Origin of the sequence: Rhizomonospora bruguierae (genome assembly GCF_018397995.1) — a bacterium.
In the GTDB taxonomy this organism is placed as follows: domain Bacteria; phylum Actinomycetota; class Actinomycetes; order Mycobacteriales; family Micromonosporaceae; genus Rhizomonospora; species Rhizomonospora bruguierae.
On sequence record NZ_BBQH01000010.1, the window covers coordinates 225,860 to 247,632 of the forward strand.

Annotated in this window: 19 protein-coding genes; 2 read left to right on the top strand and 17 right to left on the bottom strand. The window is 75.9% G+C overall.

The window, feature by feature from the left end; genetic code table 11:
• Positions 1-215 precede the first annotated feature (215 nt).
• The 4 genes from KJS59_RS01080 to KJS59_RS01095 all read right to left on the bottom strand — a co-directional run bounded on the left by KJS59_RS01080 (position 216) and on the right by KJS59_RS01095 (position 5,413).
• Positions 216-2,153, bottom strand: a complete 1,938-nt coding sequence (locus KJS59_RS01080) for a hypothetical protein (RefSeq protein ID WP_213450297.1) — start codon at positions 2,151-2,153, stop codon at positions 216-218.
• Positions 2,154-2,205: 52 nt separating this feature from the next.
• On the bottom strand, positions 2,206-2,604 hold the full coding sequence (locus KJS59_RS01085) for a response regulator (RefSeq protein WP_249713764.1): 399 nt from the start codon (positions 2,602-2,604) through the stop codon (positions 2,206-2,208).
• On the bottom strand, positions 2,601-4,586 hold the full coding sequence (locus KJS59_RS01090) for a sensor histidine kinase (RefSeq protein WP_213450298.1): 1,986 nt from the start codon (positions 4,584-4,586) through the stop codon (positions 2,601-2,603). The genes KJS59_RS01085 and KJS59_RS01090 overlap by 4 nt, the downstream gene beginning before the upstream one ends.
• A gap of 182 nt (positions 4,587-4,768) precedes the next feature.
• On the bottom strand, positions 4,769-5,413 hold the full coding sequence (locus KJS59_RS01095; protein WP_213450299.1) for a dienelactone hydrolase family protein: 645 nt from the start codon (positions 5,411-5,413) through the stop codon (positions 4,769-4,771).
• 351 nt (positions 5,414-5,764) lie between these two features.
• On the opposite strand from KJS59_RS01095, the gene KJS59_RS31680 reads away from it, so the two are divergent.
• Positions 5,765-8,683: a winged helix-turn-helix domain-containing protein gene (locus tag KJS59_RS31680; protein WP_213450300.1), complete on the top strand. Its 2,919-nt coding sequence runs from the start codon at positions 5,765-5,767 to the stop codon at positions 8,681-8,683.
• A gap of 19 nt (positions 8,684-8,702) precedes the next feature.
• On the opposite strand, the gene KJS59_RS01105 is transcribed toward KJS59_RS31680, so the two are convergent.
• The 13 genes from KJS59_RS01105 to KJS59_RS01165 are packed head-to-tail and all read right to left on the bottom strand — an operon-like array spanning position 8,703 to position 21,026.
• A complete protein-coding gene (locus KJS59_RS01105; RefSeq protein ID WP_213450301.1) occupies positions 8,703-9,890 on the bottom strand; it encodes a zinc ribbon domain-containing protein in 1,188 nt (395 codons plus the stop codon).
• Positions 9,887-10,522 (bottom strand): phage tail protein, encoded by a 636-nt coding sequence (locus KJS59_RS01110; protein WP_249713765.1) that lies wholly within the window; start codon positions 10,520-10,522, stop codon positions 9,887-9,889. Before KJS59_RS01110 ends, KJS59_RS01105 begins: the two co-directional genes overlap by 4 nt.
• 1 nt (position 10,523) lies before the next feature.
• Positions 10,524-12,482 carry a putative baseplate assembly protein gene (locus KJS59_RS01115; RefSeq protein WP_213450302.1) on the bottom strand — a complete coding sequence of 653 codons (1,959 nt, stop codon included), beginning with the start codon at positions 12,480-12,482 and terminating at the stop codon, positions 10,524-10,526.
• Positions 12,482-12,892 (bottom strand): GPW/gp25 family protein, encoded by a 411-nt coding sequence (locus KJS59_RS01120; RefSeq protein ID WP_213450303.1) that lies wholly within the window; start codon positions 12,890-12,892, stop codon positions 12,482-12,484. The genes KJS59_RS01115 and KJS59_RS01120 overlap by 1 nt, the downstream gene beginning before the upstream one ends.
• Before the next feature lies 1 nt (position 12,893).
• Positions 12,894-13,175 (bottom strand): PAAR domain-containing protein, encoded by a 282-nt coding sequence (locus KJS59_RS01125; protein ID WP_213450304.1) that lies wholly within the window; start codon positions 13,173-13,175, stop codon positions 12,894-12,896.
• 12 nt (positions 13,176-13,187) lie between these two features.
• Positions 13,188-15,020 (bottom strand): VgrG-related protein, encoded by a 1,833-nt coding sequence (locus tag KJS59_RS01130; RefSeq protein ID WP_213450305.1) that lies wholly within the window; start codon positions 15,018-15,020, stop codon positions 13,188-13,190.
• Positions 15,010-15,777: a CIS tube protein gene (locus KJS59_RS01135; protein ID WP_249713766.1), complete on the bottom strand. Its 768-nt coding sequence runs from the start codon at positions 15,775-15,777 to the stop codon at positions 15,010-15,012. The genes KJS59_RS01130 and KJS59_RS01135 overlap by 11 nt, the downstream gene beginning before the upstream one ends.
• A gap of 19 nt (positions 15,778-15,796) precedes the next feature.
• Complete coding sequence (locus tag KJS59_RS01140) at positions 15,797-16,237, bottom strand: phage tail protein (RefSeq protein WP_213450307.1); 441 nt, start codon at positions 16,235-16,237, stop codon at positions 15,797-15,799.
• Between the two features lie 12 nt (positions 16,238-16,249).
• Positions 16,250-18,406 (bottom strand): hypothetical protein, encoded by a 2,157-nt coding sequence (locus KJS59_RS01145; protein ID WP_213450308.1) that lies wholly within the window; start codon positions 18,404-18,406, stop codon positions 16,250-16,252.
• Positions 18,407-18,409: 3 nt separating this feature from the next.
• Complete coding sequence (locus tag KJS59_RS01150) at positions 18,410-18,568, bottom strand: DUF6760 family protein (protein ID WP_213450309.1); 159 nt, start codon at positions 18,566-18,568, stop codon at positions 18,410-18,412.
• A complete protein-coding gene (locus tag KJS59_RS01155; RefSeq protein WP_249713767.1) occupies positions 18,565-19,017 on the bottom strand; it encodes a hypothetical protein in 453 nt (150 codons plus the stop codon). Before KJS59_RS01155 ends, KJS59_RS01150 begins: the two co-directional genes overlap by 4 nt.
• A 4-nt stretch (positions 19,018-19,021) precedes the next feature.
• Positions 19,022-19,465, bottom strand: a complete 444-nt coding sequence (locus KJS59_RS01160; RefSeq protein ID WP_213450310.1) for a phage tail protein — start codon at positions 19,463-19,465, stop codon at positions 19,022-19,024.
• A 13-nt stretch (positions 19,466-19,478) separates the two neighbouring features.
• Entirely contained in the window at positions 19,479-21,026 is a 1,548-nt protein-coding gene (locus KJS59_RS01165; RefSeq protein WP_213450311.1) for a phage tail sheath family protein, read from the bottom strand.
• A gap of 167 nt (positions 21,027-21,193) precedes the next feature.
• Here KJS59_RS01165 and KJS59_RS01170 point away from each other — a divergent pair, with 167 nt between their 5' ends.
• Positions 21,194-21,754 (top strand): hypothetical protein, encoded by a 561-nt coding sequence (locus KJS59_RS01170; RefSeq protein WP_213450312.1) that lies wholly within the window; start codon positions 21,194-21,196, stop codon positions 21,752-21,754.
• The last annotated feature ends 19 nt before the right edge of the window (positions 21,755-21,773 follow it).

Below are 21,773 nucleotides of genomic sequence, written 5' to 3' on the forward strand. Positions count from 1 at the left end.
TGGGGGCGGCGACGGTCAGACGGCGGTGCCGATCGTGAGCCGCCAAGGGAAACTCTGGACGACCACGGGTGCGGCAACGGGCGATGCCGGTTGCGAGTAGGTTGCACCCGACCACCCGACCACTCGACCCCGACCACCCGGGCAGCTCCGGGGCGAGACCTTGGTACGACACGCCGCCTTTCTGAGCAGATCTCCCACCCGCGTCGTCATGGGTGTCAGGGGGCGGGTGGGAGTGCCACGGTCACCGAGCCGTGGGTCGTCAAGCGCCAGCCCGACGGGACGGACCGGGCGCAGCCAGACCGCGCCGCGGTGCAGACGACGGCGTCCACGGTGGACATATCGGCGGGCGGGTGCCCCGGGATCACCGAGCGCAGCTCGACCAGCTCGGGGCCGCCGGCCGGCGAGTCGCGGCGCAACAGCACCCACCACGGGTACTCCCAGTCGTCGTTGCGCAACACCATGCCCACCCGGTGCGCGCCCGCCACCTGCCCCGCCGCCCACCGGTAGTCGCCTGCCCACTGTGGCCGGCGCAGGAAGCGCAGCTCCCACTCCCGCGTCGTCAGCACGGACCCGCGCCCGACCAGCCGGCGCGGATACCCGTACCCGACGGCGAGCACGCCGGCGACGAGGCTCACCGCCAGCACCGCGGCGGCGGCGACGGCGGGCAGGCGGGTGCGCAGCAGGCGGTCCAGCCAGAGGCCGGCGAGCGGGGCGGCCAGCACCAGCGCGTACAGCAGCAGCCGGTTGCCCCACGGCTGCCACTTCACGGTCGCGGGGTAGAGCAGCGCCGACAGCACGACCGCCCCGGCGTACCCGCGCAGCCGCCGGACGCGGTCGCTGAGCAGCCCCGGCCGGCTCAGCGCCAGCGCGGCCGCCACGATCGCGAGCACGCCGGTGACCGGGAAGGCCGCCTTGTCCTCGTCCGGGTACCAGGCCGGCACGGGAAACGTGGTGTGGGGGAACGTGATCCGCGGGTCCTGCGGGTCGACGTGCAGCGCGCGGGCCAGTGCGACCACACCGTCCGCGGTGGCGCGGCGCAGCGGGGCGAGCGGCGTGTCCAGTGCCGTGTGCGCGATCCGGGCCGCGTTGACAACGATCGCCGCCGGGTCGTGCCGCTGCGTCGGGATCGAGTCGGTCACCTGCCGGGGGCCGAGCGGGCTGCCGAACTCGGCGGCGGTCCGGGCGATGAACGGTCCGACCAGGACGGCCGCCGCGGCCAGGACGCCCAGTCCGGCCGCCGCCGCCCGCAGCGCCGCCAGCGCCACCCCCGCCGGGCTCCGCCGCCCGACCAGCCGGACCTGCGCGACGATCCACAGCGCCAGCAGCGGGCCGGCGGCCAGCAGGCCGGTGTTCTTGGTGACCGCGGTCAGCCCGGTCGCCGCGCCGAGCGCCAGCACGTCCGCGAGCCGGGCCGGGCGGCGCAGCCCGTCCAGCACGAGGGTGGCGACGCAGCCCGCCCACGCCGCCGCCACCAGGTCACTCTGCGTGCTGGTCGCCTGGAGCACGACCATCGGTGTGCCGCCCACCAGCACCGCGGTGACCAGTTGCGCGCGCCGCCCGCCGCCGAGTTGCGCCGCGATCCGGGCGGCCAGCAGCAGGCAGCCCACCCCCGCGCACCACTGGAGCAGGTTGTAGAGCGCGTCGCCGCCGGTCAGCAGCCGCAGGTGCGCCAGCAGGTATTCGGCGCCCGGCGCCAGCGTCACCTGCCGGTGGATCGGCGTCGCGAACGGCCCCACGCCCCCGTCCACCAACCAGTGTTCGATGCGGGGCAGGTGGTACGTCTGCGAGTCGTAGTTGTTGGGTGGGGCCAGCAGCGCCACCGACAGTTCCGCGAGCACCAGCGCGGCCAGCACCGCACCCAGGACGGGCACGGCCGGCCGCGGGAACCGCCCGCTCGGCGCACGCCGGTACCGGACGGCGGCGCCGCCGAGGGCGGCGGCCAGCGCCACCGTCCAGGCCAGCGCGATCGTGCCGCCGGTCAGCACGCCCGCCGCCCCGGCCGCCTCGATCACCAGGACCGCGTACGCCCCCACCGCGAGCGCGGCCCGGACCGCGGCCAGCCGCAGCGGCGCCGCGACGGGGACGGTCGGGCGCAGGGCATACGCGGTAAGCACCACCGTGAGCGGGATGGCGGCCACGGCGGCGATGAGCATCCCGCCAGTGTGGAGCAGCCCAGCCGCCCCGCGGGCGTGGAGCGCCCCGGCGTCAGCCGATGAGCTTCGCCACCAGCGCGACCAGGTCGGCGGCGACGAAGGGCTTGTCCAGGAACGCGTCGCAGCCGGCCGCCAGCGCGGCCGCGCGCTGCTGGGGCCGCACGCCACCGGTCAGCGCGATCACCACCGGGCGGGGGCCTGCGCCCGGCAGGTCACCGAGCAGGTCCAGGCCGCTGCCGTCGGGAAGCTGCGCGTCCAGCAGGATCACGTCGTACCGCCCGGCGTGCAGCGCGGCCCGGGCGCGGGCCAGGTCATGCGCCTCGACCAGGTGGGCGCCGCGCAGCAGCGGGTACCGGCCGCGCGCGACGATCGCCTGGATCAGCTGCCGGTTCATCTCGTGGTCCTCGACGAGCAGCACGCGCAGCGGCGTCTCGCCCGGCGTCCCGGTCACCGGTGCCCCTCCCGCCCGGGTGGCCCGCCGGCGGCGCCCAGCCGCTCCCGCGGCGTCTGGTCCACGCCCCGCCCGGAGGCCGGGTCGGCCTGGTTCAACCGGCACCCGCCCCGCCCGCGCCCCGGTACCACGTCGGAGTACGTCTCCCGGACCGCGCCGGGCAGGCAGACGGTGAACGTGGCGCCCGCCCCCTCGGTGGCCTCCACGGCGATGCGGCCGCCGTGCGCCTCGACCAGGCGGCGGGTCAGCGCCAGCCCCAGCCCGGTGCCGCCCACCTTCGCGGCCTGGTCCCCCGCCTGCTGGAACTCTTCGAACACGCGCTCGCGGTCGGCGGCGGCGATGCCGGGGCCGGTGTCCGCGACGCTGATCATCAGGTCGGCGCCGGCGCGGCGCGCGGAGATCGTGATGCGCCCGCCCGCGGGGGTGAACCTGATCGCGTTGGCGAGCAGGTTGTCGAGGATCTGGCGGAACCGGATCGGGTCGACGCTGACGCTCAGCGCCGGCAGGTCGGCGGACAGGCGCAGGCCCCCGCGGTCCACCAGCGGGCGCAGGGCCGCCGTCGCCTCGCCGACCGCCAGCGGCAGGACCAGCTCCCGCGGGTGCAGTTCGAGCCGGCCGGCCTCCGCCGTGGCCAGGTCCAGGATGTCGTTGACCAGCCGGAGCAGGTGCTGGCCGCCGGCGAGCACGGCGTCGACCCACTGGGCGGGCACCCGGCGGTCGCCGTTCTCCAGCGGCTCGGCTCTCATCAGGTCGCCGAACCCGATGATCGCGGTGAGCGGCGTGCGCAGCTCGTGGCTCGCGGCCAGGAAGTCGCGCTTGGCGGCCCGGTTGGCGGTGCGCAGCGCGGTCACCGAGGCGGCCAGCTCGGTGGCGAGCAGTTCCTGCCCGGCCAGCACCGCGCTGCGCTCGGCCAGGATCGCCGCCTGCCCGCCGAGGCCGGCCAGCACCCGGGTGTCGTCCTCGACGAACAGGTTCCGGTACCGGTCGAGCAGCAGCAACGCCGCCGGCCGCCCGCTCGGCAGCGGCACCGGGACGGCCAGCACGTACCGGGCCAGCGCCCGCCGCCCGTAGGCCACGGCCAGCGGCACCGACTCTCCCAGCCCGGGCACCACGTCCACCGGCTGCCGGGCGTGCAGCAGCCGGGTCAGGTCGGCGGCGGACCCCAGCGGACCGGTCGCCGCCGGCAGCCCGGGTGCGGCGAGCTCGACCAGGCCGCCGTCCGGCGCGGCGGCCACCACGGCGGCCGCGTCCGACCCGGACAGGTCGCGGACGGCCTCCGCGTAGCGGTGCCAGGTCGACCCGGGCGACTCGGCGCCCCGGTGCAGCAACCGGTCCGAGACGGCGTAGGCGGCGGCCCCCGACCAGAGCCGGCGTAGGAACGACGGCGGCAGGAACGCGGCCAGGTAGGCCACCGCGGCGGCCAGCGCGACACCCCGCGCGGCGACGGTCGTGACCGGCGCGACCCCCGGCGCGACCGCCCCGGCCGCGAGCACGAGCAGCGCGAGCGCGGTCGCCGCGGTGCCGGCCGCGACCAGCCGGAGGCGCAGGCGCGGCGTGCCGGTGCGCCGCCCGGCCGTCCGGCCGAGGAACGCGACCGCGGTCGCGGCGGTCACCACGAACACCCCGGTCGCGGCGATGACGAACCCCGTGGGGATCGGTCGCGGCAGGAACACCAGCGGCGACGCGGTAACCGCGAAGCCCGCCAGCGCCGCCCACCGCGGCCACCGCGGCACCGGCCGCAGCCGGCTGATCACGTGCAGGGTCAGGGCTGGCTGGGCGAGGATCAGCAGCGCCGCCGCCCCCGACACGAGCGGCGGCGGGGGGCCGATCAGCCGCCGGTACAGATCGAAGGCGACCAGCCCGGACAGCGCGCTGAACACCCACATCAGGGTGCGCTTGAGCGGGTCCCGGGTGCGCAGGTACGCCACCACGGCCCGCACGAAGACGAGCGCGCACAGAAACTCGATGACGAGGGCGGTCATCAGCCCCACCTTCTGGCCGACCAGCCACTCCAGGCTACGAAACTTTCACCCCGCCGTCCCGAAGATCGCCGATCTTGGACTCGTGGCGGGGCTCAAAGGGTGCAAGACCCCGGCCTCCTCGCGGGTCGGGCTGGGCATCCGCCGAGCCTGTGTGATCGCTCAGCCCGGTACGGTCCCGCAGGCTATCGCAGGTGCTCGATAAACCAGGACCCCGCGTCGGCGGCGACCGCCTCCAGCGCGCCGGACTCCTCGAACAGGTGGCCTGCCCCGGGCACCACCCGCACCTCCACCGGGCCGCCCAGCACCGCCGCCGCCCGCTCGTTCAGCTCCAGCACCTGCGTGTCCAGGCCACCGACCAGCAGCAGCGTCGGCGCGGTCACGGCCGGCAGGGCACCGCCGGCCAGGTCCGGGCGGCCGCCCCGGCTGACCACGGCGCGCACCGCGTCCGGGCGTCCCGCCGCGGCCAGCAGCGCCGCCGCGGCGCCGGTGCTGGCCCCGAACAGCCCGACCGGGCCGCCCCCGCCGGCCCCCGCCGCGCCGGTGCCGAGCCAGTCCAGGATGTCGATCAGGCGGGCGGCCAGCAGCTCCACGTCGAAGCGCAGCTCGGCGGTGACCACATCGACCCGCTCCTCCTCGTCGGTGAGCAGGTCCACCAGCACGGTCGCCAGGTTCCGCTGGCGCAGCGCGGCGGCCACGAACTGGTTGCGGGGGCTCAGCCGGGAGCTGCCGGAGCCGTGCGCGAACAGCACCGTCCCGGCGGCACCGGCCGGCGCCGTCACGTCCCCGGCCAGCCGCACGCGCCCCGCTGGGATGAGTAGCTCGGTCACGCCAGGGGACTACCCACCCGCCGGTCGCTCAGTCCGCCAGGTGGACCTCCGGGCCGCGGTGATCGGGCCGCTCATCGCGCCATTTGTAGGCGCCGGCGGGCCGTGTGCAGCACCCGCATCGCCGGCTCCCGCCCGCCCTCGCCCTCCCGGATTCGTGCCGGAACTCGGGCCGGCACGCATATATCGTCGTCAACACCTCGACCCTGTGAGACACGAGTCGGGAGTGCGGCAGTTCTTCGACCGAAAACGGTCTACCGCTCCGCGCCGCCGTACTTCACCATGGGGCCTGTCCCGACGCCAACACGCGGCGTCACCGGACAATCACCCCGACGGACACCGAGGGGGAACCACGTGGCATCCGCGTTCGGCCAGCTCCGGTCCGCCACCCTGGTACGCCCGCGGCTGATGGCCGCCCTCGACGCGGCGGCCGCGGCACCGCTGACGCTGGTGGTCGCGCCCGCCGGGTACGGCAAGACGACGCTGCTGGCCCAGCACGCGCACCTCGTCCGGGGCGGTGTCGGGTGGCTGACGGTCGCGGTCACCGACACCACCGCGGCCGGGCTCACCGACCGGCTGCGCGCCGCCCTGCCCAGCCCGCTGCCCGGGTACCTGATCATCGACGACCTGCACCTGGCGGCCGAGGCCGCGGCCGGCACCGCCCTGGACCGGCTGCTGGCCGAGGCGCCCCCGGGGCTGCGCCTGGTGGTCGGCAGCCGGCGGCTGCCCACCCTCAACCTCAGCCGGCACGAACTGGGCGGCACGGTGATCATCGACGCGGACCAGTTGCGCTTCCGCACCTGGGAGGTGGAGCGGCTGCTGCGCGAGGTGTACGGCGAGCCGCTGCCCGGCGACGACGTGGCGGCGCTGTCCCGCCGGGTCGGCGGCTGGGCCGCCGGGCTGAAGCTGTTCCACCTGTCCACCCACGGGCGCCCGCTGGCCGAGCGGCGCCGGGCGGTGGCCGCCCTGGACGGCCGGTCCGCCCTCTCCCGCGCCTACCTGGCCCGCACCGTGCTGGCCGACCTGCCCGAGCCGCTGCGCCGGTTCCTCGTGCGCACCTGCGTGTTCGACGTGGTCACCGCGGACCGCTGCGACGAACTGCTCGGCGCCCTGCCCGGTCCGCCGGACAGCCAGCGCCGGCTGGAGCACCTGGAGCGGCGGCAGGCGTTCACGGTCAGCCACGACGGCGGGCGCACCTTCGCGTACCACGAGGTGCTCCGCGCCCACCTGCTGGCCGAACTGGTCGAGGAGCTGGGCGAGGACGCCGCCCGGTCCTGGCACGCCCGGGCGGCGCGGATCGTCGCCGCCCGGGGCGCCACTGTCGAGGCGGCCCGCGCCTACGCCCGCGCCGAGGACTGGCCCGCCGTGCGCCGGCTGCTCGACCGGCTCGGCGCCGGCGCCGCCGACCAGGGCCTGGACCCCTGGTCCGACCTGCTGCCGGCGTGGTTCGTCGCGGAGGACCCGTGGCTGGTGCTGGCCGAGGCGCGGCACCGGGCGAACCACGGCCAGCTCCCCGCCGCGATCGCCGCCCTGCGCCGCGCCGAGGCGATGTTCGGCACCGAGCCGGCCCGCGCCCGCTGCCGCACCACCCGCGCGGCGGTCACCGCCTGGCAGCCCGGCGCGCCACCCAGCCGTACCCACTGGAGCGGCTGGCTGCGGGCCGCCACCCGGCGGTACCCGGCGGTGGTGGCCGCCGAGGCGGAGTCGCTGCGCGACCCGGCGGCGCCGGTGGTGATCGCCGCCGCGCACCTGCTGGCCGGCGACGGCGACGCGGCCGCCCGCACCCTCCAGCACGCGCCGCTCGACGACCACACCCTGCCGGGGCTGGCGACCCGGCTGATCCTCGCGCTGCTCGCGGTCGGCCGCCGGGACCCGGCCGGCGGGCCGGCCCTGGCCGCCGTCGCCGCCGACGCGGAGCGGGCCCACCTGCCCTGGCTGGAGCGGATCGCGCACGCCGCGACCGCCCTGGATGGCACCGAGGCCGGGGCCAAGGAGGCGCGCGCCGTGGCCGAGGAGTGCACCCGGCTCGGCGACGACTGGGGCGGGTGCCTGGCCACCGCCCTGCTGCTGTTCGGTGCCGCGGCGGGCGGGCGCCTCGACCCCGCCGACGCCACCGACCTGCTCGCCCGCGCCCGCGCCGTCGACAGCGGGGTGCTGGTTGCCTGGGGGCAGTCCCTGCTCGCCCTGGCCGCGGCGCGGGCCGGCCTGCCCGACGCCGAACTGGAGGTCCGCCGGGGCGAGAGCACGGCCCGCGCCGCCGGGGTGCCCGGTGCCCGCGTCCTCGCCCTGGCCGCCGGCGCCGCCGCCGCGGGCGGCCGGGCCGAGCAACTCGCCGCCGCGTACGCCGCCGCCGCGCAGGCCGGCCTCCCCGCCGACCTGGTCTCCGCCTGGACGGGCGGCCCCGGCGAGCCCGGTGCCGCCCTGCCCGGCGCCGCCACCGACGCCCGCCTGAGCCTCTGGTGCTTCGGCGGCTTCCGGCTCTGCGTGGACGGGCAGCCGGTCGACTTCTCGCCGGTCCGGCCCCGGGTCCGCACGCTGGTCAGGATCCTCGCCATGCACGCGGGTCGGCCCGTCCACCGGGACACCCTGATCGGCGCCCTCTGGCCCGACACGCCGACCGCCCAGGCCACCCGCGGGCTGCACGTGGCCCTGTCCTCCCTGCGCACCCTGCTCGACGAGGCGGTATCGGAGGGCGGGGGCCGGCTGGTGCGCCGCGACGGTGACGCCTACCAACTCGCCCTCCCACCGGACGGCTTCGCCGACGTGGTCGCCTTCCGCGCCGCCCTCGCCGCCGCCCACTCCGCCACCGGCCACGCCCGCCTCCGCGCGCTGCGCACCGCGGTCCAGGCGTACGGCGGCGCCCTGCTCCCCGAGGACGGCCCGGCCGAGTGGGTCCTGGCCGAACGCGAGGCCCGGCAACGGCAGGCCGCCGACGCCGCCGCCGCCCTCGCCGAGGCCGAACTCGACGGGGGCCTGGCCACCGGGGGCCTGGCCACCGCGGGTCCGGTCGCCGGGGACATGACCGCCGCGGGCACCGGGAGCGGGCTCGGCGGCGGCCTGACCCGCGATCGGGAGCCGGACTGCGCCCGCGCGGCGGCCGCCGCCCAGCGCTGCGTCGACATCGACCCCTGCCACGACGCCGGCTGGCGGCTGCTGATCATCGCTCACCGCCGGGCCGGCCACGCGGCCGCCGCCGCGCGCGCCCGGCGCGACTACGCCGCCGTCCTCGCCTCGCTCGGCGTCGACCCCGCCGAGGCCGACCGGGTCGCCTGATGAGGGCGCCCGCCGCCGGTCAGGGGCGGCCGTAGAACTCGACCTCGGCGATGGCCACGACGGGGTCCGCGTTCGCGCCGAAGACGGAGCGGACGGTGAAGCGGATCCGGACCGCCCGGTCGGCGGTGACATGGAAGGTCTGCGGCCCGGGCGCGTCGCTGAGGGTGAGCGTGAAGCGGGTCGGCTCGCCCCGGTCTGGGGTGGCGAGCACGTCCAGTTCGTGGGGGCGGCCGGCGGCGACGAACTCGTCCTGGTTGGGGCTGACGCCCGGGGTGACGATGATGTCCAGGATGCGCAGGGGGCGGGGGAAGGTGGCCTCGACCCACGCGCCCTGGGCGCGCCCGGCCGGCGCCCAGTAGCGGTTGTTCTTGCCGTCGCCGATGCGGGCGGCGGGGTTGTCGCGGCGGGCGGACGAGGCGGCGAAGCCGGTGGCGCTGATCGGCTCGTGCTTGCGGGTGCGGTCGCGGACCTCGTTGACGCCCCGGCGCACCAGCGACGGGCCGAACGCGACCGCCAGGGCGGCGGCCAGCAGCAGGGCGAGGATCCGGGTGAGGCGGCCGACGATCGGGCCGGCCCGGCGTCTGCGGCGCTCCCCCGCCGCGTACTTCGCCGGGCGGCTGAGCCGCCGCCACAGCCGCTGCCACCAGTGGAGCTTGACGGGGGCCGCCTCGGCGAGGGAGGCGCCGCAGGAGCGGCAGAAGCGGCGGGCCGGATCGTTGCCGCTCCCGCACCGCCCGCAGACCAGGTCGCCGGGGCGGGGCGGAGCCGGCCGGTCGGGCACCTCCTGCACTACCGGGCGCCGGCGCGCCGCCTGGCCGGGGCGACGCTCGGGGGGAATCCGCTCCGCTGCCTCCGGTGCCGCCCCCTCGCCCGCGGGGGCCGGCGTTGACGCCGAGGCCGCGGGGGTGGGCGCCGGGGAGACCGGAGACGCCGCGGACTCCCGTGGCGGGGGCACCGCCGGCGATACGGGTGCGGCGCCGGGCTCCGGAGGCGCGGGCGCGGCCGGGGAAACCGGCGACGTGCCGACGGTCGCGGGCTCGCCGCCCGGCCGGGCGGCACCCCCCACCGGGACGGGGTGCTCGGCGCCGGCCGGTGAGGTGGCGGTGTGGTCCACGACGGCACCGTCCCACGCGAGGAACGCACCGCACTGGCCGCAGAACCGCTCATCGGCGGCGTTGCGGGTACCGCAGACCTGGCAGATGATCACGGTTCCTCCCCCTCGGCGGGCGGCGCGCTCGGGGCGGTGTGCCCGTCCGGCGCGGTGGGCGCCGCGGGCGACGTCCGCCGGCGGGGCGGCGGGGCGGCCACGATCTCGATGGTCGGTAGCACGTGGGCCGGCACGGACGCCACCACCGCGGCCCGGAGCCGACGCTCGTCGACGGCGGCCGGGTCGGGCACCCGGACGGTGACGTGGACGGTGGGCCCGTCGACCGGAACCGCCGGGGCGCTCTCCGGCGTGCTGGAGACCGTGACCCCGCCGCTGTCGGTGACCCGCACCTCCCCGCCGGTCAGCAGGGCCACCTCGGCGCCCAGGCCGCGCGCGGTGCCGCGCCACCGGTGCAGGTCGGCGGCGCGGCGGACCAGTTCGCGGCGCAGGTCGAGGGGCTGGCCCTCGTCGGGCGGGACGGCGACCCAGCCGGCCAGCCAGTCGACGAAGTCGGCCGGGGCGAGCGCCGGGTCCAGGTACGCCTCGAGGCAGTCCAGCGTGAGCAGGATCGGGGCGAGCACGTCGTCCAGGCCGGCGACGAAGCGCTGGACGAACCCGTCCTCCTGGTACATGGCCGGGAGGGCCAGCCCCAGCGGGTGCGGGGTGGGCAGGTCGGGCACGGCGCCGCGCACGTCACACCACCCGGACCTGGTGGCCGTACGAGAAGACCAGGCCGTTGGCGCTGAGGTCCACCCGCTGGACCGGCGAGCCGCGTTCGCCGGTGACCGGGTCGGCGGCGAACAGCAGGACGTCCTCCACGAGGTCCACCCCGGACAGTTGCTGGAGGACGGCGAAGATCTCGCCGGACTGGATCGGGCGCCCGAACGGCCAGCCGCTGCCGTCGGGACCGCCGGCCACCGGGTCGAGGTACCCGTAGAGCGCCCGCAGCGCCCGCTCGCGCACGGTCTCCGGCGTGGTGCGGGGGCGGGCCCTGATCCGGGCGACCACCGTGAGCCCCTGGTAGTACGGCGGTTCCACAATCACCCGGGCGCCCACGCAGCGCCGCTCGTCCAGGTACCCGCGGATGCGTTCCAGCATCTCCCCGGGCGGTTGCAGGTCCGCGAAGCGGCTGCCATCGGTGGCCATCGGGTCGGCCATCGGGTCGGCCGCCGGCACTGCCGGCACCACCAGGACCCGCACGGCGGCGGAGTCCGCGCGGGCCGGCACGCACCGGACCCGGACCGCCTCCGGCGCCGCCTCGCGGGCCAACTGCTCGTAGTCCTCGGCGGTGACGGCGCGTTCCCGGGTGCGCAGCAGCAGCGGGCCGCGGGTCGCGGCGTCCGCGACCGACTCACCATCGACGCCGCCGGTGGCCGCCGCCCGGTTGGTGACCGTGGAGACGAACGGCACCGGGTCGCGCAGCACGGCCAGGCTGCCGCGGGCCACGTTGCCGCGCCGGCCGCCGCCGGTCCGGTACGCGGCGACCCGGATGGGCGCGGCCTTCGGCGGTACCGCGCCGTACTGGCGGACCGTGCCGTCGGGCTGGCGCACGGCGGGGCCGAACGCGATCTCGCCGCCGCCCCGGTCGACCCGCACGTGCCGGTCCTCGGGGCCGGAGTCGGCGAACGTGGCGACCTCGCGCCAGCCGGTCCAGCCGCCGCCGCCCGCGACCTCCACCGCCAGCGGCTCGTCACCGACCACGATCGGGGCGTGCCGCACGGTGAACCGCTGCCCCGGTACGCCCTCGGAGAGGCCGAGCACCTCGCCGGTGACCAGTTCGGCGTGCACGGCGGGGCCGCTGCCGCCGACCGTGGCGGCCTCGGCGGCACGCAGTTGCGGCGAGGCGTGGAAGAACGGCTGGCCCGGCTCGGCCGGGACCAGGCGGCAGCGCAGCCAGCCGGCGCGGCGCCGGGCGATGACCGAGGCGGCGTGCCCGGGCGGCAGGTGCAGCACGACCTCGCCGGCCCGATTGAGGGCGCCGGTGGTGTCCCGCTCCACCGCGCACGCCCGCCAGCCGGAGTCGGTCCACGCCTCCCAGACCAGCGGGGGGTCGCGCGGGTCGACGCCGCGGCCGGCGACGACGCAGTCGAGGCGGAGCATGACGGCGCAGCCGGGCGCCGGGTCGTTCAGCCCGAACAGGACCGCGTCCCCCGGCACCGGGCGCTCGGCGAAGCAGGGCACCCACTGCTCGCCGGTCAGGTCGTCGGTGCGGTCGGCCGGCTCCTCGCCGTTCGGCTGGGTCAGCACCCGCGACATCCGGGTCGGCACGATCGCGATGTCCTCGGTGGTGGCGAAGGTGACCGGCTCCTCCCCCTCGGTCCGGACGGTGGCGACCTGGGTGCCGGCCGGCACCGGGACCGCCTGTTCCCGGGGCGCCGAGAGCCAGAACGTCACGTCCACGGTCGCCGCCGTCGGCGGGAAGGGGCGCAGGCCGATCAGGTCCAGGAACTTCAGGTAGTTGCGGTCGGGCACCCGGTTCAGCCGGTACAGCAACTGGTCCACCATGAACGCGAACGCCTCGATGAGCGTGACGCCCGGGTCGGAGACGTTGTGGTCGGTCCACTCCGGGCAGCGGCGCTGGACCAGGCGCTTCGCGTCGTCGACCAGGTCCTGGAAGCGCCGGTCGTCCAGGTTCGGCGCGGGCAGCGGCATCAGTCCACCCCCTCCGGGTGCGGTGGGATCACGTAGAAGGGAAAGACCAGGTTGCGCGGGTCGTTGTCGGAGCGGATCCGGTACCGGATGTCGATGTAGAGGGTGCCGCGGGCGGCGTCGGCGAAGTCGACGAGCACGTCGTCCAGGACGATCCGGGGCTCCCAGCGCTCCAGGGCGACCCGTACCTGGTAGGCGATCTGCCCGGCGGTGCCGGCGTCGGCCGGCGCGAACACCAGGTCGTGGATGGCGCAGCCGAACTCGGGGCGGGCCGGGCGCTCCCCGGGCGCGGTGCCGAGGATCAGCCGGATCGCCTCCACCAGTTCCCGCTCGCCGCTGACCAGTGCGATGGAGCCGGTGTGGTCGGTGCGGACCGGGAACGCCCAGCCGGTACCGATGAACTCGCCGCGCACCTCACCCTCCGATCAGGACGGTCGGGCAGCCCATGACGATCGGGGCACCGCAGCCGGTCAGGTCCCCCAGCCGGGCCGCGGGCATCCCGCCGATGAGCACCGTCGGGCAACCGGGCGGCACGATCGGCGTCGGCGGGTGCGGCGGAAGGCCGGGAAACGCGCACGCGTGGGTGGTGCCCACGACCGCGGCCGGCTGGCCGCCGATCAGCACCGTCGGCACGCCGGGACCGCCGACCGCGCCCGGGTGCCCGGTCGGGTCGCCGACGCGTGCGGCTGGCGGCATCCGCTACCCCCTCTAGTTGATCCGGACGATCCCGCCGCGGACCGTGACCGACCCGCTCGCGGTCACCTCGGCCGCGCCCTGCCCGGTCACCTTCACCGTGGCGCCCTCCACGGACGCGCCGGCCGTGCCCTTGACGGAGACCTGCCCGCTACCGGAGATGCCCACGTCGCTCTGCGAGGTGACCGTCACCTTCTGCCCCTTCAGCTCCAGCGGGCCGGTGCCGCTGTCGATGCAGACGCCGTCCTTCGCGGTGACCGTCACCTTGCCGTCGCTGACCACCTCGACGAGCTTGCCCTTCTCGTCCAGCCGCAGCGTCACCTTCGCGTCGCCGGTGGCCAGCAGGATGCCGTCCGGCCCGGACGCCGCCTCCGCCAACTCCAGCCGGTGCCCGGTGCGGGAGACCAGCGCCCGCACGTTGACAGCGCCGCTGCCCGAATCGACCGCGTCCGCGCCGAGCTTGGGCACCGTGTCGACGCCGTTGTAGAGGCCGCCGAGCACGTACGCGGTGTCCGGGTCGCCGGCGAAGCCGACCAGCACCTCGTCGCCCACCTCGGGCAGCAGCACCAGGCCGCGGTCCTTGCCCGCGCCGAGGTGCAGCACCCGGGCCCAGCCGGTCGTGTACTGGCCGTCCAGCCAGGGCAGCGTGAGCCTGACCCGGCCGGCGTGCTGCGGGTCCCGCACATCGCTGACGATCGCCGGTACCAGGGTGCCCAGTCCGGTCCGCTGCTCCGCCGAGCCGCCGGTCAACCCGTACAGGGAGCGGTCCTCGCGGCCGGAGACGGTGAACGCCGTCGTGTACCCGGCCTGCTCGCTGAACAGGTGCCGGGTACCGGTCAGCGTGTACTTGCCCTGGAACGGCTCGCCGACGTTGGCCAGCGCGACCGCCACGCCGGCGCGCAACCTCGGGTTGCCCCGGGCCACACCGTCCAGTTCCACGCAGCCGCCGCCGATCGCCCCGCCGAGCGCCTTCGCCACCGTCCGCACCGCGCCGTCACTGCCCAGGGAGGGGTCCGCCCGCAGGTACGGCGGGCTGCCGAACCGCTGGCCGAGGCCGGGCGCGTCCAGCCCGGGAACCTCGGTACCGGGCGGTGCCGGCTTCACCGTCGCCGACACCTCCCGCTTGGCCGACACGTCCCAGCCGCGCACCGCCGCCTCGGGTACCTGGCCGGCGGCGCTGATCCCGGCGCGCAGCGCCAGCAGGTTCCGGTTCGCCTCCAGCACCAGCGGGTCCTGGGTCGCCCTGGCCTGGGTGTCCGGCGCCCCGGCCGGCGGCTCGGGCAGCCGGAAGTGCAGCGCCCCGTCCAGCACCCGCACCTGCGCGCCGGTCAGGTCGGCCAGCCGCATCAGGAACGCCCAGTCGCTGACGTTGTCCTGGCTGACCTGCGTCTGCGGGTCGCCGCCGACGCCGGTCACCGGATCCACCGTGCCGACCCTCAGGCCCGCCCGCCCCGCCACCTTCCGCACGATGTCGGGGACCGTCATGTCCGGGTACGCGGCCACCCGCCGCCCCCGGAACAGCCGGTGCGCGTGGTCGAGGCCGCGGACCTCGGTGACCGTGCCGGTCGGGTCCAGGTCGACCTCCAGCGCGGTCACCTCGCCGGTCATCAGGGCGACCGGCCCGCCCGGGTCCGAGGTCTGCACCCGCAGCCTGACCTCGGCGCCGATGGTGAACCGGCCCTTGCTCAGCACCACCCGGCCCGGGTCGCGGAAGCGCAGCAGGAACCGGTCCGGCACGTTGCGGCTGTCGTCCACATAGGCGTACGTAAGCAGCGCGGCCACGTCCGCCGGCAGCGGCGCCCCGGCCACCTCGACCAGCAGCGTGTTGGCGAACTGCTCATTGGCCACGGTAACCGCCCGCCGCCTCGATCTCCTCCAGCGCCGGTACCAGCAGCGTGGTGCCCGGGCACAGCCGCATCGGGTCGTCCACCCCGTTGGCGTGCGCGATCTCCCGCCACAGCCCCGGCCGCCCGTACGCCCGGTACGCCACCGAGTGCAGCGTGTCCCCCGCGACCACGACGTGCGTGTCGCGGGCCGCCAGGGCGCCGGAGGTCGGGTTCTGCCCCGGCTGCTCGCCGGAGATCTCCTCCAGCGTCACCGTGCACAGCGCCCGCACCGGCGTGCCGCCCGGCGTGAACAACGTGTACTTGGCCGTCACGCTGCTGACGAAGGACGGGAAGCCCACCATGCCGCCCCAGTGGAACACCACCCACGGCGGCGAGCCCTTCTTCGCGTCCCGGCTGGCGTCGGTCGGCACGCAGCAGGCGAACAACTGCTCGACCCGCTTCACCACGGTCGCGTCCATGGTGTCGGTGGCGTCGAAGAACATCTCCAGGCTCAGCTTGCACGGGTCCGCGCCGGTGAACTCGGGCACGCCGCTCTTCTTCGCGTTGCGCTGCGCGTCCCGCTTCCACTGGGCGTTCTTCGACAGCGACAGCTCCTTCGGGTTGAACTGGAACGGCACGCGCGCCAGCTCCGGGCCCGGATTGGCGGTGCCGCCGTCCTTGGGCGGCTCGTGCAGTTGCAGGTACGCGTGGGTGAGCTGCGGCGGGGCGCCACCACCGCCGGCCGACGAGCCCGACCCACCCGCCGCGGTAAACGTCACCGGAGAAGCCATGGTGAGCTCAGCCCCCGGTTCCGGGTCCGAAGAAGCCGTGGTGGGCCAGTTCGAGGGTCTCCGTGGCGACCTTCGGGGTGTCCGGGTTGAGCTGCGGGCCGGTCCACCGCACCGGGATCACGTCCAGCAGGCCCCAGCGGGCGATGACCGTGCCCTCCAGGGTGCGCGCCTCGATCGTCGCCGTCTTGCGCTTGATGCCGCTGGACAGCCCGCCGAACCAGCGCATCAGCTTCGCGCTGTCCGCGGTCACCGGCCGGGACAGCTTGATGTTCGAGTACTTCATCCGGGTCGGCAGCTGCCACACCAGGCCGTTGTTGCCGCCCTCCTCGCGCTGCTCGATGACCAGCTCGCAGCCCAGCCCGTCGCAACTGGTGAAGGCGCCCAGATCCTGGTCGTCGATCTTCACCACGAAGGCGACCGCAACCGCGACGTCGTCGTTGACGGCCAAGGCCAGCACCCCCTATACCCGGTCGGCGGGGGCGCCGTAGCGCTCCCGGTCCAGCCGCAGCTCCGTCTTCAGCCGGCGCAGCAGCGGGTCGAACAGTTTCTTGAGCAACTCCTCCGGCTCCATCGCCGCCGCCGGGACGGGCGGCGCCGGCGGCGCCGGGGAGGAGGTGGCCGGCGGGAGTGCGGGCTCGGCCACGGGTGGCTCGACCGCCGCCTCGACGGCCGGTTCCGCCTCCCGCTGCCAGACCTCCCCTGCGCTCACTACCTCCACAGTGGACGCCGCCGGTGCGGCCGCCACCGGTAGCCGTTGCAGAGTCGGGGTGCGCTGCCCGGCCGGCCACGCGAACGGCGGGACGGGCGGGGCCGGTTCGCGCAGCGCCGACGGCGGTACGACGGGGCTCGATACCGCGCTCGGGGCCGTCTGCGGTGGCGGCCCGCCGATGGGAAGGGTCTGCATGCTCGGGGCGGGGACGGTGGGGCCCATGGCGGACGCGTCGGCGAACGGGGTCGCCAGTGCCGTGTCGCCGAGCAGCGGGGCCGAGACCAGCGGCACACCGCCCGATGGCTCACCCGGGACCACCGCTTCCGGGGCAGGGGCCGGCGGGGCTGCATGACGTTGCGCGGCCAGTGGCAGCGGCGCCCGGTCGGGAGCCGCATCGCCGGTGCCGTCGCCTGGTTGGGGAACGTCGCTCAGGGTCGGGTCGCCTTGTGGGACGCCCGGGAATTCGCCACCGGTCGCGCTCAGCGGTGGCGCCTCCCCGGTCACCGCCCGCGCACCGACGAGGGGGGCCGAAACGGTTGGTGCAGCGGACGAGCCCTCGGAACGCTGGGCCACGCTGCGCTGGGCAGCGAAATGCGGGGCGACGAGGCCCTGAACGGCGACTTCCGGCGGCACGCCACCCGGTGCAGCACCCGAGGCGGTGGCCGGCAGCGGGCCCGCCGCGGCGCCCGCCACACCCGGCACGGCCCCCGCCACACCCGGCACCGGGGGCGTAACCATGCGCGACACGGTGCCGGAGGGCGCGGCAGCGGACCCGCCGGACGCCGCGGAGCCGGGATGCGATGGTGCCGCGGCCGGCGGCGGACCGTCCACCCGGGGCGCGGCGGCCGGGGGAGCCTCCGACCGCTGCGCCACGAGCGGCTCACCGAGAAGCGGTGCCGTCTCGCCGGGCACCGCGTGACCGGGCACGGTGTCGGCGGGCACCAAGTCGTCCGGAACCGGGCCGTCGTGGGAATCCGAGTCGCTGGGCGCCGGGTCAGCGGGCGCTGTCTCCGGAGTCACCTCATCATGGCCCATGGCGGCGGGAGTCGGATAGGTGGGCGCGGTTTCGCCACCACTCAGGGGAGCATCGGCTGGCCGGGCACCAGCACCAGCCACAAAGGGCAGGGCCGGCTCGATCGGGGCCTGGGAGGCCCGCCAGCCCGGCAGGGGACCCATCGCGAGCCCGCCCGCCCCGACCTCGCGCACCGGTGACGCCGGCGCAACGATCGGCTCGCCCAGCCCCAGCCGCCGCGGGTGGGGCTCCGGTACCACCGAGCGCTGCACGGGCATCGCCGGCGGCTCCGGCGCCACCGGGTGCGGCGGCTCGGCATGAGCCACCGCCTCGGTGGCATCTCCGGGGGCGGCACCCAGCGTCTCCGCCACAACGTCGGGCGCCTCGACCGGTGCGGGTACCGGCACCGACGGCGTATCGGTTGGCGCGGGCACCACGGGGAGGGTCGCCGCCGGCACGGGCGGCGGGGGCGCCTCGGTGAGGGCGCACCCCGGGGGCTCCGGCGCCACCACCGCGGCGGGGGCCGCCGAGGCCGGACCGGGACCGGCGTGCGGGTACCGCTGGATGGATGGACCGGCGACGGGCCGCGGCGGGACCGCGACCGGAAGCTCGGCGGCGACCGCCGGCAGCGCCCGGGCGGCGGCGTGGATGACGCCGGACGGCTCGGCCGGGCCGACGGCGTGGCCGAGGGGCGAGAGGTAGGACGGGTTTCCCCAGGCGGCCAGGCCGGCGGTGAAGCCGCCGGGGTCGCCGAGCAGGCGGGGCGGTTCGAGCGTGGGGTGCAGCGGGGGCACCGATTGCCAGCCGGCCGGCTCCACCACCCGCGCCACCACCACAGGCGCCGGGGTGGGCGCCGGGTCGTTGCGCGGGCGGCGGCGGAGCCAGGCTGGCCACATGGGTCACCGTCCCTGACTGATGCGCTCGTTGAGGTCGGCGATCTGCGCCACGTAGCGGCGGCGGTCGGCGTGCTCCAGGTCGAGAATCTCGCCGTGTGACCAGTGGAAGTGGTAGGCGACGTACGCGACCTCGCGGTAGAGGTGCTCGACCGCGTACGTCACGATTCCCCCAGGCGCCCACCGGCGAGGTCGACCGCGAAGCGGTGCCGGCACTGCGGGCAGACGACACCGGCGCGGGTGTGCCCCTCGCTGTTGACGCGCCGGTACATGTCCTGGAGGAACGCCAGGTCCGAGGCGAACATGTCCTCCACGACGCCGGGGTGCACGTCCGTGATGGAGCCGAGCCGGGTGATCACCCGGGCCAGCAGCACCACGGTCAGGTACGGCGGGTTCTCCCGGACCCGGTCGTCGCGCAGCGGGACGAGTTCGTCCCGGGCGGTGGCCAGGCGCATCACCCCGGAGCGGTGCACCGTCCCCGCGGCGTCCAGGTACCCGCGCGGCAACTCGAACGGGAACTCCGTGCGCAGCGCCGCCCGCTCCGGCGGCGCCTCCACGGTGGACGGGGGCGCCTCGGCCGGCGACGCGATCAGGGCGGTCGTGCTGCGGCGCACGGGGCTACTCGACTTCCAGCGCTTCGTACGTGATGACCAGCTTCTCGGTCAGCACGCTCGTGTCGCCGGCCTTCAGCGAGCTGATCTCCAGGCTCTTGGCCCAGGCGTTGGTCAGCTTGTACCGCTTGAGCGCGTTGCCCTCGTAGTCGTAGACGATGATCGCGCCGCCCTTGCGGGCGTCGCCCATCTTCCCGAACCGGCAGTCCTTGATCCACTTCTCGAAGCTGTTGTCGCCGGTGAGGCCGCGGCTCAGCGTCACCTCGCCGGCCTTCGGCGCGCCCGGCGCCTTGCGGATGACGAACTTGCCATCCGCGGTGTTCGACTTGTACTCGATCACGTCCTGCTCCAGCTTCAGGCCGGAGACCTCGGTGATCTGCTTGATGACCACACTGTCCACCTCGAGGCCGAACGAGTGGCCCACGGCGGAGTCGTAGTCGGCGAGCGCCACGGCTTACCCTCCTCTACTCACTGACCAGGCTGGTGCCGCCCGAGATCTGGGCCAGCTGGAACACGACGAATTCGGCCGGCTTCACCGGCGCCACGCCGATCTGGCAGACCACCTGACCGGCGTCGATGCTCTCGGCGGGGTTGGTCTCCCGGTCGCACTTGACGAAGAACGCCTCGTCCGGGGTGAGCCCGAACAGGGCACCCCGGCGCCACTCCATCACCAGGAAGGCGCTGATCGTGCGGCGGATGCGCGCCCACAACGCGTCGTCGTTGGGTTCGAAGACCACCCACTGCGTACCGTTCAAAATGGACTCTTCGAGGTAGTTGAACAGCCGCCGCACGTTCAGGTACCGCCACGCGGGGTCGGAGGAGAGCGTGCGGGCACCCCAGACCCGGATGCCCCGGCCCGGGAACGAACGGATGCAGTTGACCCCGATCGGGTTCAGCAGCTCCTGCTCGGTGCGGGTCAGCTGGGTCTCCAGCGCCACCGCGCCGCGGACCACCTCGTTGGCGGGCGCCTTGTGCACGCCGCGGGCGTTGTCGCTGCGGCCCCACACGCCGGCCAGGTGGCCGGACGGCGGCACGAACAGGTTGGCCCCGGTGGCCGGGTCGAACACCTTGACCCAGGGGTAGTACAGGGCCGCGAACTTGGAGTCGTACCCGGCCAGGTCGGTGCGCCACTCCTTGACCTGCTGCGGCGAGAGCCCCGGCGGCGAGTCCAGGATGGCCATCCGGTCGCCCATCAGCTCGCAGTGCGCGATCATCGCCGACTGCACGGTCTTGACCGACTCCAGGTCCAGGCCGCCGCGCTGGTACGCGCCCATCAGGTCGGGGACCGCGACCATCGTCACCTCGTCGACCGCCTCCAGGCCGCCGAAGCCGGTGCGCTCGCTGGCGTCGCCGACGTAGTCCTCGGGCGCCACCGACGACGGCGGCGGCGGCGCGGGCACCGGCTTCGGCGCGGCCAGCACCACCTCGCCGGCGCGCAGGCGGGCGGCGGCCGGCGCCGCCTCCTCGATCGTGATCAGCTTGGACCGCTCGCGGACCACGGTGACCACGTTGTCCTTGCCACGCTTGGTGGTCAGCCCCTCGAAGCTCTCCTCGACCTTCCCGCCGCGCTTGACGACCAGGTTGAACCGGTCCTCGCCGGCACCCTCGCCGGGGTCGGTGACCTCCACCGCCAGGTCACCGCCGCCGATCGCGGGCTGGGCGCCGTCCCGGGCCACCACCCGGTAGGGCCCGACCGTGGCGCTCGGCCCCGCCGGCAACTCCGCGGCGCCGTTCGCGCCGTCGCCGCCGCCCGCGCCGACCCGCACGATGTAGCAGGCGCCGCCCCCGTTGAGGAAGTAGCCGTACACCGCCTGCCCCAGATAGGCGCCCTCGACGAACTCACCGAAAACCTGCGTGTACTGGCTCCAGTTCGTCACCAGCGTCGGGGTGTTCACCGGCCCCTGCGCGGCGAAGCCGACGAACGCGGCCACCGCGGTGCCGACGCCCTCGATCGGTCGGGATCCCGCCTCGACCTCCTCGACGTACACGCCGGGGGAAAGGTAGGTGGCCATCACGCCTCCTCGTCATGGATACGAGCAAAGCGTCGCGCCTGCCGGGCGCCACGGACACGGCCGTCGGGCCGCTTGATCGGGTAATCCTCCCTGCCCATAAAGGCAGGGCGGACCGCTGCCGGCCCGGGCCGGCCGCAGTGGGTGGGCAAGCGGCGTAGCGTCGGGCTGTGGCACACCGGGTGGACGACGTGGAGGCAGCCGAGGCGGCAGTGCGCGCTTATCGGGAGCTGTCCAACGGCGACGCGGGCGGGTCGGCGGAGCTGACGTACTGGTTACGTGAGTTGGCGGCGCGGCGGTGGGAACGCGGCGAGGCCGAGCGCGCCGTCGAAGCGCTCACCGAGTCGGTGGCGGGCTACCGGGTGCACGCGTCGCGCGATCCCGGCATGCTGCCGGTGCTGGCGAGTGCCCTGACCGACCTGGCCTACATGCGATACCGGTCCGACCACGACGCCGCGCAGGCCGCCGAGGAGGCGGTCACGGTCTACGCGGAGCTGGGTGAGCCGTACCGGCTGGCGCTGGCCCTGGCGCTCAACAACCTGTCGAACTGCTCGACCGGGGCCGCGGCGCTGGCCACGCAGCGCCGGGCCGCCGACGTCGTCCGGCCGCTCGCCCCCGAGCATCCGTCGCAGGCCGCCATGGTGCTGCGTAATCTGGCCATCTGCCTGCGGGAGGCGGGCCAGGAGCAGGAGGCCGACGCGGTCGACGCGGAGGCGCGGGCACTCGGTTAGGGCACGCCGAAGTGCGGCC